The sequence below is a fragment of the Nocardia sp. NPDC059236 genome, from assembly GCF_042754085.1.
GTDB lineage: Bacteria > Actinomycetota > Actinomycetes > Mycobacteriales > Mycobacteriaceae > Nocardia.
Map to the genome: position 1 here is coordinate 394,766 of NZ_JBHZAF010000001.1, position 17,397 is coordinate 412,162.

At 66.4% G+C, this 17,397-nt stretch carries 18 protein-coding genes; 9 read left to right on the top strand and 9 right to left on the bottom strand.

The annotated features are described in order from the left end of the window. Positions 1 to 15: 15 nt before the first annotated feature. Positions 16 to 384: a hypothetical protein gene (locus ACFXIV_RS02010; RefSeq protein ID WP_379395297.1), complete on the top strand. Its 369-nt coding sequence runs from the start codon at positions 16 to 18 to the stop codon at positions 382 to 384. Between the two features lie 94 nt (positions 385 to 478). After that, positions 479 to 2,032 (top strand): amino acid permease, encoded by a 1,554-nt coding sequence (locus ACFXIV_RS02015; protein ID WP_379395295.1) that lies wholly within the window; start codon positions 479 to 481, stop codon positions 2,030 to 2,032. A gap of 25 nt (positions 2,033 to 2,057) precedes the next feature. On the opposite strand, the gene ACFXIV_RS02020 is transcribed toward ACFXIV_RS02015, so the two are convergent. The 4 genes from ACFXIV_RS02020 to ACFXIV_RS02035 are packed head-to-tail and all read right to left on the bottom strand — an operon-like array spanning position 2,058 to position 6,297. After that, on the bottom strand, positions 2,058 to 2,837 hold the full coding sequence (locus ACFXIV_RS02020) for a 3-oxoacyl-ACP reductase (protein WP_379385907.1): 780 nt from the start codon (positions 2,835 to 2,837) through the stop codon (positions 2,058 to 2,060). A 10-nt stretch (positions 2,838 to 2,847) separates the two neighbouring features. Then, positions 2,848 to 4,209, bottom strand: coding sequence for an aldehyde dehydrogenase family protein (locus ACFXIV_RS02025; RefSeq protein WP_379395293.1), 1,362 nt, complete (start codon positions 4,207 to 4,209; stop codon positions 2,848 to 2,850). After that, a complete protein-coding gene (locus tag ACFXIV_RS02030; RefSeq protein WP_379395291.1) occupies positions 4,206 to 4,949 on the bottom strand; it encodes a gamma-glutamyl-gamma-aminobutyrate hydrolase family protein in 744 nt (247 codons plus the stop codon). Before ACFXIV_RS02030 ends, ACFXIV_RS02025 begins: the two co-directional genes overlap by 4 nt. Further along, positions 4,930 to 6,297, bottom strand: a complete 1,368-nt coding sequence (locus ACFXIV_RS02035; protein WP_379395289.1) for a glutamine synthetase family protein — start codon at positions 6,295 to 6,297, stop codon at positions 4,930 to 4,932. The genes ACFXIV_RS02030 and ACFXIV_RS02035 overlap by 20 nt, the downstream gene beginning before the upstream one ends. 548 nt (positions 6,298 to 6,845) lie before the next feature. On the opposite strand from ACFXIV_RS02035, the gene ACFXIV_RS02040 reads away from it, so the two are divergent. Then, positions 6,846 to 7,388 (top strand): AAA family ATPase, encoded by a 543-nt coding sequence (locus ACFXIV_RS02040; protein WP_379395287.1) that lies wholly within the window; start codon positions 6,846 to 6,848, stop codon positions 7,386 to 7,388. Between the two features lie 80 nt (positions 7,389 to 7,468). On the opposite strand, the gene ACFXIV_RS02045 is transcribed toward ACFXIV_RS02040, so the two are convergent. Next, on the bottom strand, positions 7,469 to 8,194 hold the full coding sequence (locus ACFXIV_RS02045; protein ID WP_379395285.1) for a methyltransferase domain-containing protein: 726 nt from the start codon (positions 8,192 to 8,194) through the stop codon (positions 7,469 to 7,471). A gap of 129 nt (positions 8,195 to 8,323) precedes the next feature. Between ACFXIV_RS02045 and ACFXIV_RS02050 the strand changes: the two genes are divergently transcribed. Beyond that, positions 8,324 to 8,569, top strand: a complete 246-nt coding sequence (locus tag ACFXIV_RS02050; protein ID WP_379395283.1) for a hypothetical protein — start codon at positions 8,324 to 8,326, stop codon at positions 8,567 to 8,569. Here the strand turns inward: ACFXIV_RS02050 and ACFXIV_RS02055 are convergent. The 3 genes from ACFXIV_RS02055 to ACFXIV_RS02065 all read right to left on the bottom strand — a co-directional run bounded on the left by ACFXIV_RS02055 (position 8,544) and on the right by ACFXIV_RS02065 (position 11,785). Beyond that, positions 8,544 to 9,230, bottom strand: a complete 687-nt coding sequence (locus tag ACFXIV_RS02055) for a hypothetical protein (protein WP_379421198.1) — start codon at positions 9,228 to 9,230, stop codon at positions 8,544 to 8,546. The genes ACFXIV_RS02050 and ACFXIV_RS02055 overlap by 26 nt on opposite strands. A 247-nt stretch (positions 9,231 to 9,477) precedes the next feature. Further along, on the bottom strand, positions 9,478 to 10,881 hold the full coding sequence (locus tag ACFXIV_RS02060; protein ID WP_379395277.1) for an FAD-dependent oxidoreductase: 1,404 nt from the start codon (positions 10,879 to 10,881) through the stop codon (positions 9,478 to 9,480). Between the two features lie 16 nt (positions 10,882 to 10,897). After that, complete coding sequence (locus ACFXIV_RS02065; RefSeq protein WP_379395275.1) at positions 10,898 to 11,785, bottom strand: diiron oxygenase; 888 nt, start codon at positions 11,783 to 11,785, stop codon at positions 10,898 to 10,900. A 601-nt stretch (positions 11,786 to 12,386) separates the two neighbouring features. Here ACFXIV_RS02065 and ACFXIV_RS02070 point away from each other — a divergent pair. Together ACFXIV_RS02070 and ACFXIV_RS02075 are read left to right on the top strand one after the other, a co-directional pair. Beyond that, a complete protein-coding gene (locus ACFXIV_RS02070; protein WP_379421199.1) occupies positions 12,387 to 13,097 on the top strand; it encodes a carbon-nitrogen hydrolase family protein in 711 nt (236 codons plus the stop codon). Between the two features lie 284 nt (positions 13,098 to 13,381). Continuing rightward, positions 13,382 to 14,137 carry an SDR family oxidoreductase gene (locus ACFXIV_RS02075; protein WP_379395710.1) on the top strand — a complete coding sequence of 252 codons (756 nt, stop codon included), beginning with the start codon at positions 13,382 to 13,384 and terminating at the stop codon, positions 14,135 to 14,137. A gap of 295 nt (positions 14,138 to 14,432) precedes the next feature. Here ACFXIV_RS02075 and ACFXIV_RS02080 read toward each other — a convergent pair whose 3' ends face one another. Then, positions 14,433 to 15,392, bottom strand: a complete 960-nt coding sequence (locus ACFXIV_RS02080) for a MerR family transcriptional regulator (RefSeq protein ID WP_379395271.1) — start codon at positions 15,390 to 15,392, stop codon at positions 14,433 to 14,435. A 137-nt stretch (positions 15,393 to 15,529) separates the two neighbouring features. On the opposite strand from ACFXIV_RS02080, the gene acpM reads away from it, so the two are divergent. The 3 genes from acpM to ACFXIV_RS02095 all read left to right on the top strand — a co-directional run bounded on the left by acpM (position 15,530) and on the right by ACFXIV_RS02095 (position 17,396). Then, the gene (gene acpM, locus ACFXIV_RS02085) at positions 15,530 to 15,835 is read left to right on the top strand and encodes a meromycolate extension acyl carrier protein AcpM (RefSeq protein WP_379395269.1); all 306 of its coding nucleotides are present in this window, start codon (positions 15,530 to 15,532) and stop codon (positions 15,833 to 15,835) included. Between the two features lie 43 nt (positions 15,836 to 15,878). After that, complete coding sequence (locus ACFXIV_RS02090; RefSeq protein WP_379395267.1) at positions 15,879 to 16,322, top strand: SRPBCC domain-containing protein; 444 nt, start codon at positions 15,879 to 15,881, stop codon at positions 16,320 to 16,322. 588 nt (positions 16,323 to 16,910) lie between these two features. After that, on the top strand, positions 16,911 to 17,396 hold the full coding sequence (locus ACFXIV_RS02095; protein ID WP_379385545.1) for a carboxymuconolactone decarboxylase family protein: 486 nt from the start codon (positions 16,911 to 16,913) through the stop codon (positions 17,394 to 17,396). Position 17,397 lies beyond the last annotated feature (1 nt).

The following is a 17,397-nucleotide window of genomic DNA, read 5'->3' on the forward strand; positions in this document are numbered from 1 at the left end:
TGAGGTGCTGCGGGTGTGGGTGCCCCGGGCCGCGACTACGACATCGCGGTGGAGGGCACGTCCACGGCGGCGGGAGTCGATCTCGCGCTGCGTTCCCTCGGGCCGGGCGGATTCTGTCAGCCGGTCGGCTACTACCTGCCGGTGGGGACAAAGGTCCCGCTCATGCACATGTACGCCACCGACGCGACCGTGAACATCGGCGTCTCGAATGTCCGGCCCATCCTGCCCGAGGTGCTGGATTTCGTTGCCCACCACGATTTTCCGGCCGAGATCGTGACCACGATGACCGCCGCTCGGGAGGACGCGCCCGCGGCGTACCCGGCGCACACCACCAAGCTGGTCCTGCGCCGCGAGCCCCTCGGGGTTTCCGAACCGGGCGACTAGTTTGCCCGTTGGCCTGCGGTTCGGCACTGGATTACCGCACACTGGGCTCCTGGCAAACGCCGTGTGAGGGCGGTGTTTTCACTCGGGAGCTAGCATGATCGCAACCCAGCCTCGATCCGATGATGAACGGCGGCTCGCCGAACTCGGTTACAAACAGGAATTGGCGCGATCCTGGTCCGGATTCTCCAATTTCGCGATCAGTTTCACCATTGTCTCGATTCTCACCGGCGGCCTGGCGAGCTATGGGATCGGCCTGTCCAATGGCGGGCCGATCACCATGGCATGGGGCTGGCCGCTGGTCTCGGTCATGGTGTTGTTCGTCGGGCTGGCCATGGCCGAATTGGCCTCGGCCTATCCGACATCGGGCGGACTGTACTGGTGGGCTTCGGAGCTGGGCGGGCCGGTGTGGGGCTGGTTCACCGGATGGTTCAACCTGATCGGGCAGATCGCGGTGACCGCGGCCATCGATTACGGCGCGGCCATCTTCACCACCGTGGTGCTGAATGTGATCGGATGGGATATCGGGACCGACCGCAATGCCATCTTCGCGGTGTTCTCCGGGATTCTGGTGCTGCACGCGGTGCTGAACATCATCGGCCCGCACCTGTCGGCGGTCATCAACAATGTGTCGGCCTGGTGGCATGTGGGCGGTGTGGCCATCTTCGTGGTGGTGCTGGGTTTCGGTGCGCGCCACCACCAGAGCATCGGCTTCGTGTTCACCAAGACCGTGGACAACAGCGCGATCGGGTTCGGCGGGGTGGCGTTCAGCTTCCTGCTCGGGCTGCTGCACGCGCAGTACACGTTCACCGGGTACGACGCGTCGGCGCACATGTCGGAGGAGACGCACGACGCCTCGCGCATGGCGGCCAAGGGGATCATCAACACCATTGTGGTGTCGGCCGTCGCGGGTTATCTGCTCATCATGGCGGTGACGTTCGCGATCCCGAATCTCGACGATGCGCTGGATCCGGCCAAGAACAGCGGCTATCCGGTCATCTACATCCTGCAGAATTCGCTGAATTCGTTCTGGTCGGGGCTGCTGCTGATCATTGCCGCCGTCGCCCAATTGTTCTGCGGCTATGCCTCGGTCACCGCGGCCTCCCGCATGCTGTTCGCCTTCGCGCGCGACGGCGCGGTGCCGGGATCCAAGCTGTGGGCGAAGCTGTCGGCCCGCCGGGTGCCGGTGAACGCGGTCTTCTTCGTCTCGGTGTTCGCGTTCATCCTGCTGATTCCGTCGATGCTGGTGCCCGCCGCCAATGCCCCGACCGCGTACGCCGCCGCCACCTCGGTGGCCACCATCGGCCTGTACATCGCGTACGGGATTCCGGTGCTGCTGCGGCTGTTGCGCGGCAACCGATTCCAGGCCGGGCCGTGGCAGCTGGGGCGCTGGTATCGGCCGATCGGGATCATCGCGCTGGTCTGGATCGTGATCATCAGCGTGCTGTTCATCCTGCCGACCGACGATCACGGGTATCCGTGGGTGGACGGATTCACCTGGAACGCGGTGAATTACGCGCCCCTCACCCTGGTCGGGGTGGTGGGCGCGATCGCCGTCTGGTGGTTCGTCTCGGCCCGGCGCTGGTTCACCGGGCCCAGACGAACCGTGGAGGAGCCGCCGGAGGTCGACCAGGACCCCGTCGGCGCCTGAACCGCAGCGCCCGAAAACCGTTGCGCTACAGGGGCGTCACGTACGCGCCCGCAATACCGCCGTCGACCATGAACTGCGAGGCGGTGATGAAGGAGGAATCGTCGCTGGCGAGGAAGGCCACGGCGGCGGCGATCTCCTCCGGCTCGGCGAACCGCCCGACGGGAATGTGCACCAGGCGGCGCGCGGCGCGTTCGGGATCCTTGGCGAACAGCTCCTGCAACAGGGGAGTGTTGACCGGTCCGGGGCACAGCGCGTTCACGCGAATGCCCTGGCGCGCGAACTGGACTCCCAGCTCCCGGCTCATGGCCAGCACGCCGCCCTTGGAGGCGGTGTAGGAGATCTGGGAGGTGGCCGCGCCCATGACGGCCACGAAGGACGCGGTATTGATGACCGAGCCCCGGCCGCGTTCGAGCATGTGCTCGATGGCGTACTTGCTGCACAGGTAGACGGAGGTCAGATTGACCTCCTGCACCCGTTTCCAGGCGTCGATGCCGGTGGTGAGGATCGAATCGTCCTCCGGCGGTGAGATGCCCGCGTTGTTGAATGCGATGTCGAGGCCGCCGTAGGTGTCGACGGCGGCCTGGAACAGGTCCCGCACCTGCTCCTCGTCGGTGACGTCGACCTTCACGTAGAGCCCGCCGGCCTCGGCCGCGGCGGCCTCGCCGCTGGTGGCGTCGATATCGGCGACCACGACCTTCGCGCCCTCCTGGGCGAAACGCCGGACGGTGGCCAGCCCGATGCCGCTGCCGCCGCCGGTGACGACCGCGACTCGATCCTGTAAGCGCTGCAACGTATCTCCTTCGATGAGGGGCGGGTTACTCGGTGGCGAGGAAGACGTTCTTGGTCTCGGTGAAGGCGCGCGCGGCGTCGGGGCCGAGTTCGCGGCCCAGCCCGGACTGCTTGAATCCGCCGAACGGCGTCCAATAGCGCACGGAGGAATGGGAATTCACCGACAGGTTCCCGGCCTCGACCCCGCGGGCCACCCGCAGTGCCCGCCCGACATCGCTGGTCCAGATGGAGCCGGACAGGCCGTAGGCGGTGTCGTTGGCGATGCGCAGGGCGTCGGCCTCGTCCTCGAAGGGCACCACCGCCACCACCGGGCCGAACACCTCCTCGGTGAGCACCCGGTCCTCGGGGCTCGACGGGAGGACGACGGTGGGGGCGAACCAGTATCCGGGGCCGTCGGGGCGGGCGCCGGTGAACGCCACCTTGGTCGACGGTTCGAGGAATCCGGCGACGCGGTCGCGGTGGGCGGCGGAGATGAGAGGTCCCATCTCGGTCGACTCGTCGGACGGATCGCCCACCCGCACGCCCTGGACCGCGGGTTCGAGCAGTCCCATGAAACGGTCGAAAACGCTGCGCTGCACCAGGATCCGGGAGCGGGCGCAACAGTCCTGACCGGCATTGTCGAAGACGCCGTAGGGCGCGGTGGCGGCGGCGCGCTCGAGGTCCGCGTCGGCGAACACGATATTGGCGCTCTTGCCGCCCAATTCGAGGGTCACCCGCTTCACCTGCTCGGCGCAGCCGGCCATGATCTGCCTGCCCACCTCGGTGGAACCGGTGAACACCACCTTGCGCACGGCCGGATGGGTGACGAAGCGGGCCCCGACCACCGCGCCGCGACCCGGGATCACCTGGAAGACGTCCTCGGGCAGGCCCGCCTCCACGGCGAGCTCGCCGAGCCGGATGGCGGTGAGCGGGGTGAGCTCGGCCGGTTTGAGCACCACGGTGTTCCCGGCGGCCAGCGCGGGACCGAAGCCCCAGGTCGCGATGGGCATGGGGAAATTCCAGGGCACGATGATGCCGACCACGCCCAGCGGCTCGCAGAAGGTGATGTTCACCCCGCCCGGGACCGGAATCTGATTGCCCAGCAGGCGTTCCGGCATGCCCGCGCTGTAGTGCAGGACGTCGCGGACATTGCCGGCCTCCCAGCGGGCATTGCCGATGGTGTGGCCGGCATTGCTGACCTCGAGCCGGGCCAGCTGCTCGATCTCGGCGTCCACCGCCTCGGCGAAGCGGCGCAGCAGCCGCGCCCGGTCGCCGGGGGCGACGGCGCGCCAGCTCGCCGTCGCCCGGTGCGCGCGTTCGATGGCGGCGTCGGTGGCGGCCGTGTCGGCCGCGGCGATGGTGGCCAGCACCTGCTCGGTGGCGGGATTGACGATGTCGGTGGTTGTCACGGGGTGCGCTCCTTTCCGTACTGTGCCGCATGGTCGACCAGGGCCCGCATGAGGCGGAGCTCGGTCGGGTTCTCCTCGGGATGCCATTGCACGCCCAGCAGGAACGGGCCGTCGCGGGTCTCCGCGGCCTCGATGATGCCGTCCGCTGAGTGCCCGGTGGCGGTGAGGCCGGGGGCGAGCGTGCCGATGGCCTGATGGTGGTGGCAGTGCGCCTTCGCCTCGGGGCCCACGATGGCGGCGAGGCGGCTGCCGGGAACAGTGGTGACGGTGTTGACCGTGAAGACGCCGGGGGAGCGGGAGTGGTCGGTGTGCCCCACGGTATCCGGGACGTGTTGCAGCAGGGTGCCGCCCAGGGCGACGTTCACCAATTGCAGTCCGCGGCAGACGGCCAGGACCGGCAGGCCCGCGGTGCGGGCGAGCGCGAAGAGCCCGAACTCGGACTCGTCGCGGTCGGGGCGCAGGCCGCGGGTGGCGGGATGCGGTGGCGCGCCGTAGCGGGCGGGATCGAGGTCCGCGCCGCCGGTGAGCACCAGGCCGTCGAGGCGGTCGACGAGCTCGGGGCGCGGAGTTCCGGTGGGCGGCAACAGGACCGGGATGCCGCCCGCGCGTTCGGTCAGGTCGACGTAGGTGCGGGCCAGCACCGCGGCGTCGACGTCCCAGTGGCCGAAGCGGGTGCGTTCGGAGTAGGTGGGCAGGCCGATGACGGGCCGGCGGCCAGGGTCAGAGTCGTTCGAAGCCACGGATCCGCTCCCAGTCGGTCACCGCCGCGTCGAAGGCGTCCAGCTCGACCTGCGCGGCATTGCGGTAGTGCCGCACCACCTCCGGACCGAACGTCTTCTGGGCGATCTTGCTGTCGCCGAACAGCTGCGCGGCCTCGCGCAGGGTGTGCGGGACGCGCGGGCGGTGCGAACGGTAGGCGTTGCCGTGGAACTCCGGCTCCAGCGGGAGCTGCTGCTCGATGCCGTGCAGACCGGCCGCGATGGCCGCGGCGACCGCCAGATACGGGTTCACATCGCCGCCCGGGATCCGGTTCTCCAGGCGCAGCGACGGGCCGTGGCCGATGACGCGCAGGGCGCAGGTGCGATTGTCGCGGCCCCAGGCCAGGGCGGTGGGCGCGAAGCTGCCGGCCTGGAATCGTTTGTAGGAGTTGATGTTCGGGGCCAGCAGGTAGGTGAGTTCGCGCAGGCAGTCCAGCTGGCCCGCGATGAAGTGGCGCATCAGGGCCGAGGGGTCGTCGCCGTCGGCGAAGACCGGCTCGCCCGCGCTGTTGCGCAGGCTCAGGTGGATGTGGCAGGAATTGCCTTCCCGCTCATTGTATTTCGCCATGAAGGTGATGCTGCGGCCCTCCTGGGCGGCGATCTCCTTGGCTCCGGTCTTGTAGATGGTGTGGTTGTCGCAGGTGACCAGGGCCTCGTCGTAGCGGAAGGCGATCTCGTGCTGGCCGGGATTGCATTCGCCCTTGGCGGACTCGACATACATTCCCGCGCCGGACATGTCGGTGCGGATGCGGCGCAGCAGCGGTTCGATGCGGGCGGTGCCGAGCATCGAGTAGTCGACGTTGTACTGGTTGGCGGGGGTGAGATCGCGGTAGCCGCTGCGGAAGGCGGACTCGTAGGTGTCGTCGAAGACGAGGAATTCGAGTTCGGTGCCGACATAGGCGGACAGGCCGCGCTCGGCCAGGCGATCCAGCTGGGCACGCAGCACCTGCCGGGGTGAGGCGGCCACGGGCTGCCCGGGCCGGCCGTGCGGGTCCACCTGCTCGACGTCGCAGAGCACCAGCGCGGTGCCCGGCCACCACGGCACCAGCCGCAGCGTGCCCAGGTCCGGGCGCAGCACGAAATCGCCGTAGCCGGTGTCCCAGGAGGACATCTCGTAGCCCTCGACCGTGGTCATCTCCACGTCGACGGCCAGCAGATAGTTACACGCCTCCGTCGCCCGATCCAGCACCTCCTCCACGAAATACCGTGCCGAACAACGCTTTCCCTGTAATCGCCCCTGCATGTCGGTCATGGCCACCAGCACCGTGTCCAGCGTTCCCGCCTCGACCCGCGCCACCAGCTCCGCCACGCTCAGCATCCCGGCCCGCATTTCTTGACCCCTCTCGACGTCAACCCCGCTCACGCTAGGCGAACCCGGGCTCCGTGTGTGCCCGAATACGGCAAGTGATCACCCGCGTGTCCGTACCGTTTCGGAGCTGGAGGCCGGTGCCGCGTGGGCGAACGGCTCGATGTGTCGCGAAGCGCCGGCCGGCGCTAGAGGAAGGCTTGAGTGAGAATCCGCCACGCGATCGGCGCGGCGAGACCCGGGACGGTCAGGACGATCAGCAGTGCGAGGACAGTGCTCGTCAAGCACCCGCCGCCGGCTCCGCCACCGCCCCCGCCGCGTGCCAGCTGTCCCGATTCCTGGGCTGCCCGAACCGCCCGTCGCGAGGCCTCGGACCCCTGCCAGTGCGGAGAGTTCATCGCCGTGCCGCCTTTCCTCCCGAATATGCCGACACCGCAACAGTATTGACCGCCGCGGCCCGCCGAATCCGCCGAAGTACTCAGCGCCGCTACTCACCGCCGGAGAGTCGGGCGACTCGCCGGGAGCGGAAATGTCGCTGCGGGCGTGGCGGCCCGTCGGCTACCGTCCGGACCATGCCCGGTCCTGGTGAATCCGCCGCCGTCTATCTGATCACCGGTATTCAAGCCGCCGGGAAATCGACCGTGGCGCAGGCCCTCGCCGAGTGGCTGCCGCGCTCGGCCCATGTGCGCGGTGACATCTTCCGGCGTTTCCTGGTGGGCGGGCGCGCGGACATGACCCCCGATCCGAGTCCCGAAGCGCTCGAACAGCTCCGCCTGCGGCACCGCCTCGCCGCCGAGGTGGCCGACTCCTACGCGGCGGCGGGGTTCACGGCGGTGGTGCAGGATGTCGTACTCGGTGATCTCCTGCCGTACCTGATCGGCCGGATCCGCACCGATCCGCTCTACGTCGTGGTGCTCGCGCCGAGTCCGGACGCGGTGGCGCGGCGCGAGGCCGCTCGGCCGAAGAACGCGTACGGAACCTTCACCGTGCGCGACCTGGACAGCGTCCTGCGCGCCGAAACCCCGCCCCTCGGCCTGTGGCTCGACAGCTCCGACCTCACGGTCGGCGAAACGGTCGATGCGATCCTCGCGAACGCCCGGCCCTTGGCCCGCTGACGAATGCTGCTGGGAAGCCCAACTCTGGAAGGGCCCGTCCCAACATCCTCAGCGCCCTCAATGCCTGGGCTCGGAAGCGATCACTCACTGTCACGAGGGTCCGTGCGGCACACCATCATTTGATCGGTGCCCTTCTGGAATTCGTACTCGACCTCGACGACGTCGCTGGTGATACCGAGTTCCAGAAGGTCGCCGCGCAGTTCATCCAACCGCGGATAGACCTCTGCCGATCCGGTGGGCACCAGAGGGAAGATCCGCACGTCGCCGCGGCTGACCCGGACCAGCTCGGTGATCGCGCGCACGTGGAAGTCGAATCCGAGCCCGTCGGCATAGGAGAAGAGCAGATGTGAGCTCAGCACCAAGTCGAAGGCGTTGTCAGGAAACGGAAGTCGAGGCAGCTCCGCAGGCACATATCGATCCGGATTTCGCTGCCGATCGGCGACGAAGAGCTCGACCGCCGAGCGCCGCCGCCGATGGTGATCATCCGGATCGGCGAAGAACGTCCAGCAGTAGTCGCCCGTATGGGCCCGGACGTACCGGTCGCCTAGATCGGTCTGGGCTCGGCAAACCTCCCCGACCTCAACGCCATCGAACTCGAAATACGCTGCATCACAGGCGGTCACATCACCTCCGAACCCCGCCACCTCGGCGGCGAAGCTCGCCGCCCCAGCAGGGCAATCGAGGATCCGGCCCCCGAGATCTGCTGCCCCGAGACCGAACATCGCCCGATACTCGTCCAGCCCCCGCGAGGTGATCAGAAACCCGTCCACCTCATCGCCGAAGCCCGCATCATCCCCGAGACCCATTCGCAATCTCTTCCTCTCGAATCAGCCACACCGACCGGAACAGAAAGCCGCAGAACACGAATCATGGCCGCCCGATGTGGCGGCCCAAACGCACAGTTCACAGCCGCTGAGAAAGCGGCCACCAGCGAGGTGGTCGTCTACGACCCGAAATCGGGCCGGCCGCCGCTGGCCCGGCTGAAGGCCCAGGCGACCCGCCTCGACGCGGAAGCGGTCATCGTTCCCGGACCGGAACATTTCGCCGACGGGCAGATACCCAGCTCACTGGTGCGGCGGCTGGACGTCATCACGATCCATCCCGAGGAAACCTATGCCCGCCGTGCGGTCCTGCCGCTGCCGGATCTGCCGCCGGTCAAGCCGAGGGAGCATGATCGCTGAGGCCCGGCTCCACCTCAGCTGAACTGGTGACCTCCCTCTGATGCGGAAGCGGCGCCGGGCTCGGCAGCGGGGCCAGGATTCCCAGATCAGCCCGGGCACACGCGTAAAAGCGGTCTCGCGCATCGGAAGTTCCCGCCAGCGCTTGCCGCACCGACTCCGCGGTGATCGACGTGTCATTGTGCAGCCGGCGGAGTTCCCACACCTTCTGCTGCCACTCACGAGCCGCTGCCACAGTCGGCCCATCGGCCAGCAGCAGAATCGACTCCAGCAACGCAGCCCGCTCGTCTTCCGCAGTCACCAAAAGTGGCCACCCTGTCGAAATATCCAGCACCTCATGGCCGGGCCAGAGCTCAGGATGCTTGGAAGCAGCCATCTTGACGTGGATCCGGACCTCACGTTTGACGGCCGCTGCATACGCGGAGTACGCCTCTCGCCGCGAGCCATCCCACCGCAGAGCCTGCTCCCGCTGCCAAGCGAAGAGCTCTTTCCGCGAGCCGAAATAGTAGCTCAACCACGCCGACGTAGCACCGGTGACCAGGGCGACCGCAGCACTGTAAAGCGCAAGCACCACACCAGGATACGGTTCACCGTTGTCCGTGATGCTCCACGCCGCCCGAGCCCGACCCTCGAGGTCCGTGACCACCGAGACGGGATATGTCACTCGCTGAAGTCTTCGTCCACGTTGCGGATGACCGGCCAGTCCAACCGTTCTGAACGTCCACTACGGCTGAGGAATTGGCGCGAAACTGCTGTTCGACAGCGGCTTGTGCGGGATTGCACCGGTCGCCCGCAACTCGGCAGCCGCGCTGGCAGGTTCGATCAGCGCGAAATGCGGCTCGGGCTCCATGGGGGCACGGCATCACCGCGTGGATGATGATGTCGGCGTGGAGGTTTGGGTGCGAACCAGCTCACATGGCCGTGCCCCTCTGGTGGGTCGGGCGGGTCAGATGCAGGTCGATCGCGAGTTGCTCGACTGTTTCGGCGGCGCAGACGCGGTTCTCGCCGATTCCACCGTGCGCACCGCGTTTGGCCCATCCGACGACGTACACGCCGCGCAAAGGATCCCTGGTTGTCGGAGAAATGACTCTGCCGTTTCGGTTGAGGATCTGACCGTTGTGTGTTTCGGGGAGTCCGTCGATAGGTGCCGTGCGGAACCCGATGGCACGAACCACCGTGCTGGCCAGGAACGTGTGCCCGCCGGTCGTATACACGGTCAATTCGCCGGTGCCCGTCGACTCGATGTTCGTCACGTGCTGTTCGAAGCAGAACACGACTGGCAGCCGGGTGTCGTCTCGGTCGTTCGGATTGGCCAGGTGGTCCATCGCCGGTCTCAGCGGCTGGTCGGCTGCGGAGCCGGGTTCATGTTCCAGGGTTCTGGTCGTGTGTATCGACAGATTGGGCAGGGCCAGGATGTCCTGCATGGCGGGGGTGGCAAATGCGGACCGGTCTGCGCAGGCACGGGACAGAACGGTCACCTGTGTCAGTGCGGCGATGCTCGGAGATGTGCTGTGTCGGTGGGCGAGGTGTCTGATCACTTCGAGGGCGACGTTTCCGCCGCCGACGATGAGGCAATGCGGCCCGAGGGTCGGCGGCGCGGTGGGGGATGGGTTGTTCACGCCGGCAAGGACATCGAGTGCGTCGTACACACCGGCGGGCATTGTCGAGTCGGATCGGGTGAGGGGGCGGGGAATCGAGGCGCCGTGGGCGAAGACCACCGCGTCGAACCGGCGGCGCAAGGCGTCGAGGGAGAGATCGCGGCCGATCTCGGTGTTGTAGACGACGTGGACCCGGTCGTCGCCGAATGGCACATCGAACAGGCTCAGCATTTCGCGCAGGCCGGTGTCGGGTGCAATGGCCGTACGCAGCAGGCCGCCGAGGTGGGCGTGGCGTTCGTAGACGGTGACGTCGACGAAGCTGGACCGTCGCAGCAGCTCACGAATGGTGTACATGGCGGCGGGGCCGGCGCCGACGACTGCGATGCGGGGCCGTCGGTCACCGACGCCCGAAGGCCGTGGGAGCGGCGTTGCTGGTCGCCGGCCGGGTGTGGTTCGGGGCCTGGTGTTTGCGAAGTAGTCGCTGTTGCGGCGGAGATGGTGTTGTTCGGTCGCGGTGAGGGCGTGGTCGGCTTTGATCGCTGAGGTGGGGCAGGCGTCGACGCAGGCGGTGCAGTCGATGCAGGAGTTCGGGTCGATGTGCAGTGTCGGCGTGGTGGCGAAGTCGGTGTCGCCGGGTCGGGGGCGGATGCAGTCGCGCGGACACGCATTCAGGCAGGAGACGTCCTTGCAGCAGTGTCCCAGGATGACGTGGGCCATAATCGCTTTCGAGAGGTCAGAGCAGGTTCGAGGCGCGGTAGATGCGTCGAGCGACCCGGTTGAGCAGGCCTTCGCGGTGGAGGAACTCGATGAACGAGGCGGTGGCCGAGCGGAACATCATGCGGTGGTGCTCGTTGGCGTCGATCGCGGATTTCACCTCCGGCCAGCGCAGTCCGAGTTCTTCGTAGACGCGCCGGTTGATCAGGCTCTTCGCCACGACGTGGGTTCCGACGGCGATGGCGATCGTGCTCAGGAACCGTCGTGGCCGCGAGATGGTGGTGAGCTGGTCGCGAATGCGGCGGCGGGCGAAGGCCATGTGCCGTGATTCCTCGACGACGTGGATGTAGGAGGTGCGGCGTATCGCGTCGGCGACCGTGGCGTCTGTCATCCAGTCGCGTTGCATGGCGTCGAAGATTTCCTCCCCGGCCAGCACGATCCCGTAGGCGACCTCGTGCCAGGCGAACATCGCGAACAGCCGGCCCAGCAGTTTCTGCAGCCGGTCGTGGGGATAGAAGTGTGCTCCGATGCTCTCGACGCCCTTGATGAACATCAGCGAATGCAGGTTCTCGTCGGCGCATTCGTTGAGCAGGAACGCGATGTCGGGGCGAGCGGGGTCGGCACCGTGATTGGCGCGCAACAGCGCGACTTGTAGTCCGACTTCGAGCCAGATCGCGATGCCGAGGAACTGCGCTACTTCGCATCGGGTCAACAGGATTCGTTGCTGCTCCGACATCGACGCCCAGATCGGGGTGTCGAACAGCGGCGACCACTGCGCGGTCATTCCGTAGCACTGATCGGTGTCGGGCCCCGGCTCATACAGCTCCGGACATCGTGGGTCGAACGATAGTCGCTGGGCCGACTGGATCAGTGTGTGGAAGAACTGATCCTGCTCGGTCGCTACCATTGCTGAACTCCTCTGCTCGGTCATGTTCCACGCTGGTTGGCGCGCGGCCGGGCTTCCTTTTTCCTCCGCCGTGTTCTCGACGGCCTGGCGAACAGGGATGGCTGTCGGCGGACCTATGCCCGGAAAGGCGAGGCTCTGCGACCGCGCATCCCGCCGCGCTGACCGTCGCGCCTGGAATTCGCTGAAAGTGCCAACACTGCAAATCATTTTGGAGAGATCAGGCTCCCTCGGCTGTGCACGGTGAGCCGATGTGCGGACGTGACGTACCGCGCAGGCCGAGGATGGCTCAGGGAGTATAGGCGTTGTTGAGGGTGACGATGTGGTCCAGGGCGTCGAGAGTGTCGCGGATGGTCATTTGGCGGGGGCTCAGGCGCCGGCCTGCGGTGTCGAGGAATTCGCGTGCAGCCGGTGGGTATCGAGCGGGTTTTGTGGAGTGCCGCTGGCGGTTCAGCCCTTGCCACGGTGTGCTTCTGGCGTGAACCTCGAGACACCGCCGTCCAGCACGTGTATGCGCTGCTGCCGCTGGCTGGCACACCCGATCGAGGAAGGCATCGACCGCGTAGGTCACTGCGTTCACATTGTGCGGCGTAGTCTGCGGCGCATGAGAGTTGCGGCGGCACAGTTCACTTGCGCACCTACCGATGTCCGGGCCAATATCGGACAAATGGTCAGGCTCGCTGAACAGGCAGGCGCAGACTCAGCCGAGCTGATCGTGTTTCCGGAGCTGGCGGTGACCGGATACGAATTGGCAGTCACTGCAGCCGATGAGAGCTTGTGGCTCCGCGCCGATGACCCTCGCCTGGATCCGCTGCGCACCACCGGGATAGCGACCGTTGTGAACTGCGCTGCCCCCGCCCTCGACGGTCACCGTCCCGTGATCGCCACTTACGTCTACAGCGCCGCCGGCGATCTGCTCACCACTTATCACAAACAGCATTTGTTTGAGGAAGAGCAGCAGTTCTTCACCTCCGCGGACAAAGACGGCCGCTTCGAACTCCAGGGTTTACGTTTCTCGCTTGCCACCTGCTTCGACAACCATTTCGCCGACTTGGTCGGCCGAATCGCCGACGATGGCTGTGACGTCCATCTGGCCAGCGCTCTGTACGGCACCGGTCGCGGCATTGCCGAACGTGCGTCGATATATCCAGGCATCGCAGACCGTGCGAACGTTTACGTGGTCCTTGCCAACCAGGTGGGGCCGGCGGGCCCGGTCACCGGGTGCGGCCGCGCCGCCCTGTGGGACACCTACGGAACCCTGGTGGCAGAGGCCGACGACCAGACACCGATGTTCGTCGTCGCCGATATCGGCTAGCAATGGCCACACGGCAGTGCTCCGGCGGAGGCCGAGACGCGGCGGTGCGTAACCCGCGAATAGGCCGTGACCCGTGAGAGGTCGGGCAATTACGCTGCTGGCCAAAGAGATCCCCGACGGACTGCGCGCGGGCGTCTCGGGCTTCTCTGGATGCGCACCGTGGCGACGCCTACGTAGGGTGTTGGGGTTGTTCCGGCATCGACGAGGTGTGAGTGCATGGTGCCGGTCGGGTGATGAGAAGGGGCGCGATGACATCGCAGGCAGGGACCGCCGGACGTACCTATGTGGTTACCGGTTCGGCATCGGGAATCGGCGCGGCGACTGCTGCGCTGCTCCGTGAACGCGGTGCCAGGGTCATCGGATGCGATCTCGAAGACGCTGAGGTCCAAGCTGATCTGTCCACGCCTCGAGGTCGTCGCTCACTCGTCGACCAGGTGAGTGAGCTCGGGCCGATCGACGCGGTGCTGGCGATCGCGGGCGGCGGCAGGACCGGCATGCTGGAAACGAATTACTTCGGCGCTGTCGCGACGTTGGAGGGCCTTCGTCCGTTGCTGGCGCAAAGTCCCGCGCCGCGAGCGGTGGCTGTGTCGTCGACATCGTCGCTGGCACCTGCGGACGAACGCATCATGCAGGCATGCCTCGACGGCGACGAGGCTGCTGCCGTCGCATATCTGGCCAACAATCCGGCTGCCGGTGGCGCGACCGCTGGTTACGGAGTTGCCAAGCGTGCCTTGAACCGCTGGGTGCGCAATGTCGCTCCGAGCGCCGAGTGGGCCGGAGTTGGCATAGCGCTCAATGCCGTTGCCTCGGGTGTCGTCGACACTCCGGCCGCAGCATGGATCTTCGCCGATGACAACGTGCGCAAGGCAGTCGAAACCGCTGCGCCACAACCCTTCGGCGGGTTCCCGGGCCGTCCGGAATGGGTTGCCGAGCTCATCTGCTGGCTTGCCGGTGAGGAAAACCGTTTCGTAGCCGGTCAGGTCATCTTCGCCGACGGTGGGTCGGAAGCAGCGGCGCTCGGCGACCACCACTGGCGGTAGTCCACACCTTCCGACCTGGTCCGCACGGCAACAGCTGGAGAACCTGCACTGGCATTCCCGCGCACGGCCAGCGGTCGGTCAGCCGCCCGAGATGACGTCTGCCCGTTGACCTTCCGTAGCCACACCCGGCACCCCAGGGGCACCCAGGACCCTACGACCGCCCCGAGCACCGCGGCAATCACCGTGGGATCTTTCGAGGGCCCGCGTCGGCCGGTTCGATCGGCGCGTCAGCGATATGAGAGTGGGCAGCCAGGTATGACGCATGGCGTCGGTGATGTGGATCAGCGTGGTGGATTCATGGGAGTGAACGCTGGTTGGGTGTCTGTGCATCGGCGAGGTCGGTGGAGTGAGCCAGCGCGTTGTACAGCCAGTCGTGGGCTCGTCCGATAGTGACGCGAGGTCCGAAGAACCGTTCTGTCAGAGCCCAGTAACGGTGAATCCGGTGGTCGGAATCGGTTGCGTCGATCAGCAACTGCTCGCGGAAGCGCGGGGAATCACGTTCCCCTCGTGCCTCGGCATGGGCGTTGACGAATCGGTCGAGTTCGGTGCCGGAGTGCGGCCGAACGCCTTCCGCTACGAGTGGCACCACGTCCACTATTACGTTGCCCATGTTGATGTACAGCGCTCGAGGGTCCCGGATCAGCTCCGGTCGATTCCGCCAGTACTGCTGTCGCACAGCACTGTTCATGTCGGGGTCGGCCACGAGAGCGGCCAATTCGGCATACGCGACAACCTCGTCGACGGACGGATCAGCAGGTGGCTCCGGGACATTCCAGCACACCCACGTATCGCTGTCGCACCGCGGTATCGGTGCGAGAATGCGCCGCCAGAATCGTACGAGGCATTCGTGCACCGCACCCCCGTCCTGCGCGGCGGCCAGCAACGCGAGTCGCTCGGCCCGCTGCACCGGGGCAACCGTCTCCATGGCCCGCAGTGACGCCCGTCGCCATGCCAGCGCCCTGAATTCGATATCGAGCCGGGCACTTTCGGCAGCGATGGCCTCTGCCATCGACCGCTCTTCCCGCAGCACGCCGGTGATCGAGTCCAGCCCGAGACCGAGCGCGCGCAACCGCCGCACCAGCAGCAGTCGTTCGGTGGCGCTGTCGGAGTCGAACATCCGATGCCCGCCTGCGCTGCGCTGGGATTCCAGAATGCCTTCGTCGCAGTAGAACCGGATCGTTCGCACCGGAAGCCCGGTGCTGCGCGCCAACTCCCCGATGCTCACCAGCGCACCGGATTGTGTGTTGTCCGTCACAACCTGTTGAACCTCCACCCCACTGGAGCTTTTAGCGTACTGGGCACTCCCGTCCGACCCCGACAGCGGAAACCGAAGCGGTCGTGGAGGACGAGTGGAGTACTACGCATATGTCGTCACACCGAGGAGAGTGTTTCGTGGCTACCACGCAGGAAGAAATCGTCGCCGGCATCGCGGAGATCGTCGAGGAGGTGACGGGTATCGAGGCCGCCGAGGTCGCGATCGAGAAGTCTTTCGTCGACGACCTGGACATCGACTCGTTGTCACTGGTGGAGATCGCTGTACAGCTGGAGGACAAGTACAGCGTGAAGGTCCCCGACGAGGATCTTGCGAGCCTGAGAACCGTCGGCGACGCCGTTGCCTACGTCCAGAGGATGGAGGCCGAGAAGCCGCAGCTCGCCGCGGAAATGGAAGCGAAATACAAGGAAGGCCAGGCGAATTGAGCAGCCTGGGGGCCTTCTCGCCCGTCGTCGCGGTGGTGAGCCGGTGATTGCTGATCCACAGTTGAATCCCGCCGCAGTCGAGCTCGGCAGCTTCTTTCGACAGCCACCGGACGCGGTATGGCGCGCGTTGACGGAGCCGGATCTGCTGGAGCGGTGGCTGCTTCGACCGACCGGGTTCGCCGCCTCGGCTGGAACCCACTTCCGATTCACCATCCCGGACTCATCGCCCAACGAGATCATCTGCGAGGTGCTGGCGGCCCGGCCGTGCGAGCAGTTGACCTACAGCTGGATATATCGGCAGGCCGAGTACCCCGCTCGATGGATCGTCGACTGGACGCTGCAGCCGCAGGGGCGTGGCACACGACTTCTGCTGACGCAGACAGGTTTCGACATCGAAGACCGCCGACAGAAGATGGTGCGCAACGCCATGGAGCGCAGCTGGAAGCGACTCGTCCTGCCGCGGCTCGGTGAGGTGATCCACCACTGAAAGTGCCCCTGGGAGTCGGGGCTGCACACCGACGCGAAGGCGAACTACTGTGCCGGTTCTATTCATATTTCGAAAGGTCCGAAACCATGTATTTCATCTCGTTGGCGTTAGGGATGTTCGGCCCACTGCTCGTGCCCACTGGAAGCTCGAACTGTTGGATGGACAGCACCGCTCCCGCGTGCTGGCCCCACTAGATTGATTCTCGAGACTGGGTGGGCGGAATTGCCGCCCACCCAGCCGCATTCCAGAAGCGCAGGAGTGCATCCGAATGCGCTGCACTGCAATATATTTTGCCTGTCGCGGCATCGGGTGTTTCTGCGGGCGAGGAGTTTCCGGAACCGCGTGTGTCCGAGTGCTGGAGGCGATCAGTCGTGGGTGAGGTCCAGTCTGTCGAGCATGCCGGTCAATCCGCTGTGGACGATGTCGTCATCGCCTCTGCCCAAGCCATAGGTCACTACGTGCCATGGCCCGAGCCGGTCGTCGGCCGCAGCTGGGACATGTGGCCTGTGTCATAGCGGGGCGATGTCACAAATCCGGGGTGGCCGGCACCTCATGGTCGTCCCACTGACGATGAAGGAGATGGACGCTATGAGTGCTCGGCTCGATATGTTCGCGAATGAGGTCGGTGCGAAGTTCGCCAAGCGGTTTGCGAATGCCAGTCTGGTGATCACGCAGTCGGAGGTGCCGAAAACGACCCAGGAGCTGGTGAGCTTGCGGGCCAGTCAGATCAATGGGTGTGGCTTTTGTACCGATGCGCACACCAAGGAGCTGGCGGCCGCGGGGGAGCCGCCGGTTCGGATCAATCTGGTGGCGACCTGGCGTGAGGCGTCGGTGTTCAGCGAGGCGGAACAGGCGGCGCTGGCCTTCGCCGAGGAGGGCACCAGGCTGGCGGATGCCCACCTCGGGGTCTCCGACGAGACCTGGGCGCAGGTTCGGAAGCACTACGACGACAACCAGACCGCGGCCCTGGTGGCGCTGGTGGCCATGATCAACGCCGCCAACCGGCTCGGTGTCATCCTGCATCAGCAGGGTGGGTCCTACGAGCCGGGCATGTTCGCCGGGGCCACCGACTGAC

Bases quoted from the DNA above. Each gene is read 5' to 3' on its own strand.
- ACFXIV_RS02095 (WP_379385545.1), top strand. From the start codon at position 16,911: ATGAGTGCTCGGCTCGATATGTTCGCGAATGAGGTCGGTGCGAAGTTC.
- ACFXIV_RS02060 (WP_379395277.1), bottom strand. From the start codon at position 10,881: ATGGCCCACGTCATCCTGGGACACTGCTGCAAGGACGTCTCCTGCCTG.
- ACFXIV_RS02040 (WP_379395287.1), top strand. From the start codon at position 6,846: ATGCCCGGTCCTGGTGAATCCGCCGCCGTCTATCTGATCACCGGTATT.
- ACFXIV_RS02015 (WP_379395295.1), top strand. From the start codon at position 479: ATGATCGCAACCCAGCCTCGATCCGATGATGAACGGCGGCTCGCCGAA.
- ACFXIV_RS02070 (WP_379421199.1), top strand. From the start codon at position 12,387: ATGAGAGTTGCGGCGGCACAGTTCACTTGCGCACCTACCGATGTCCGG.
- ACFXIV_RS02035 (WP_379395289.1), bottom strand. From the start codon at position 6,297: ATGCGGGCCGGGATGCTGAGCGTGGCGGAGCTGGTGGCGCGGGTCGAG.
- ACFXIV_RS02045 (WP_379395285.1), bottom strand. From the start codon at position 8,194: ATGGGTCTCGGGGATGATGCGGGCTTCGGCGATGAGGTGGACGGGTTT.
- ACFXIV_RS02065 (WP_379395275.1), bottom strand. From the start codon at position 11,785: ATGGTAGCGACCGAGCAGGATCAGTTCTTCCACACACTGATCCAGTCG.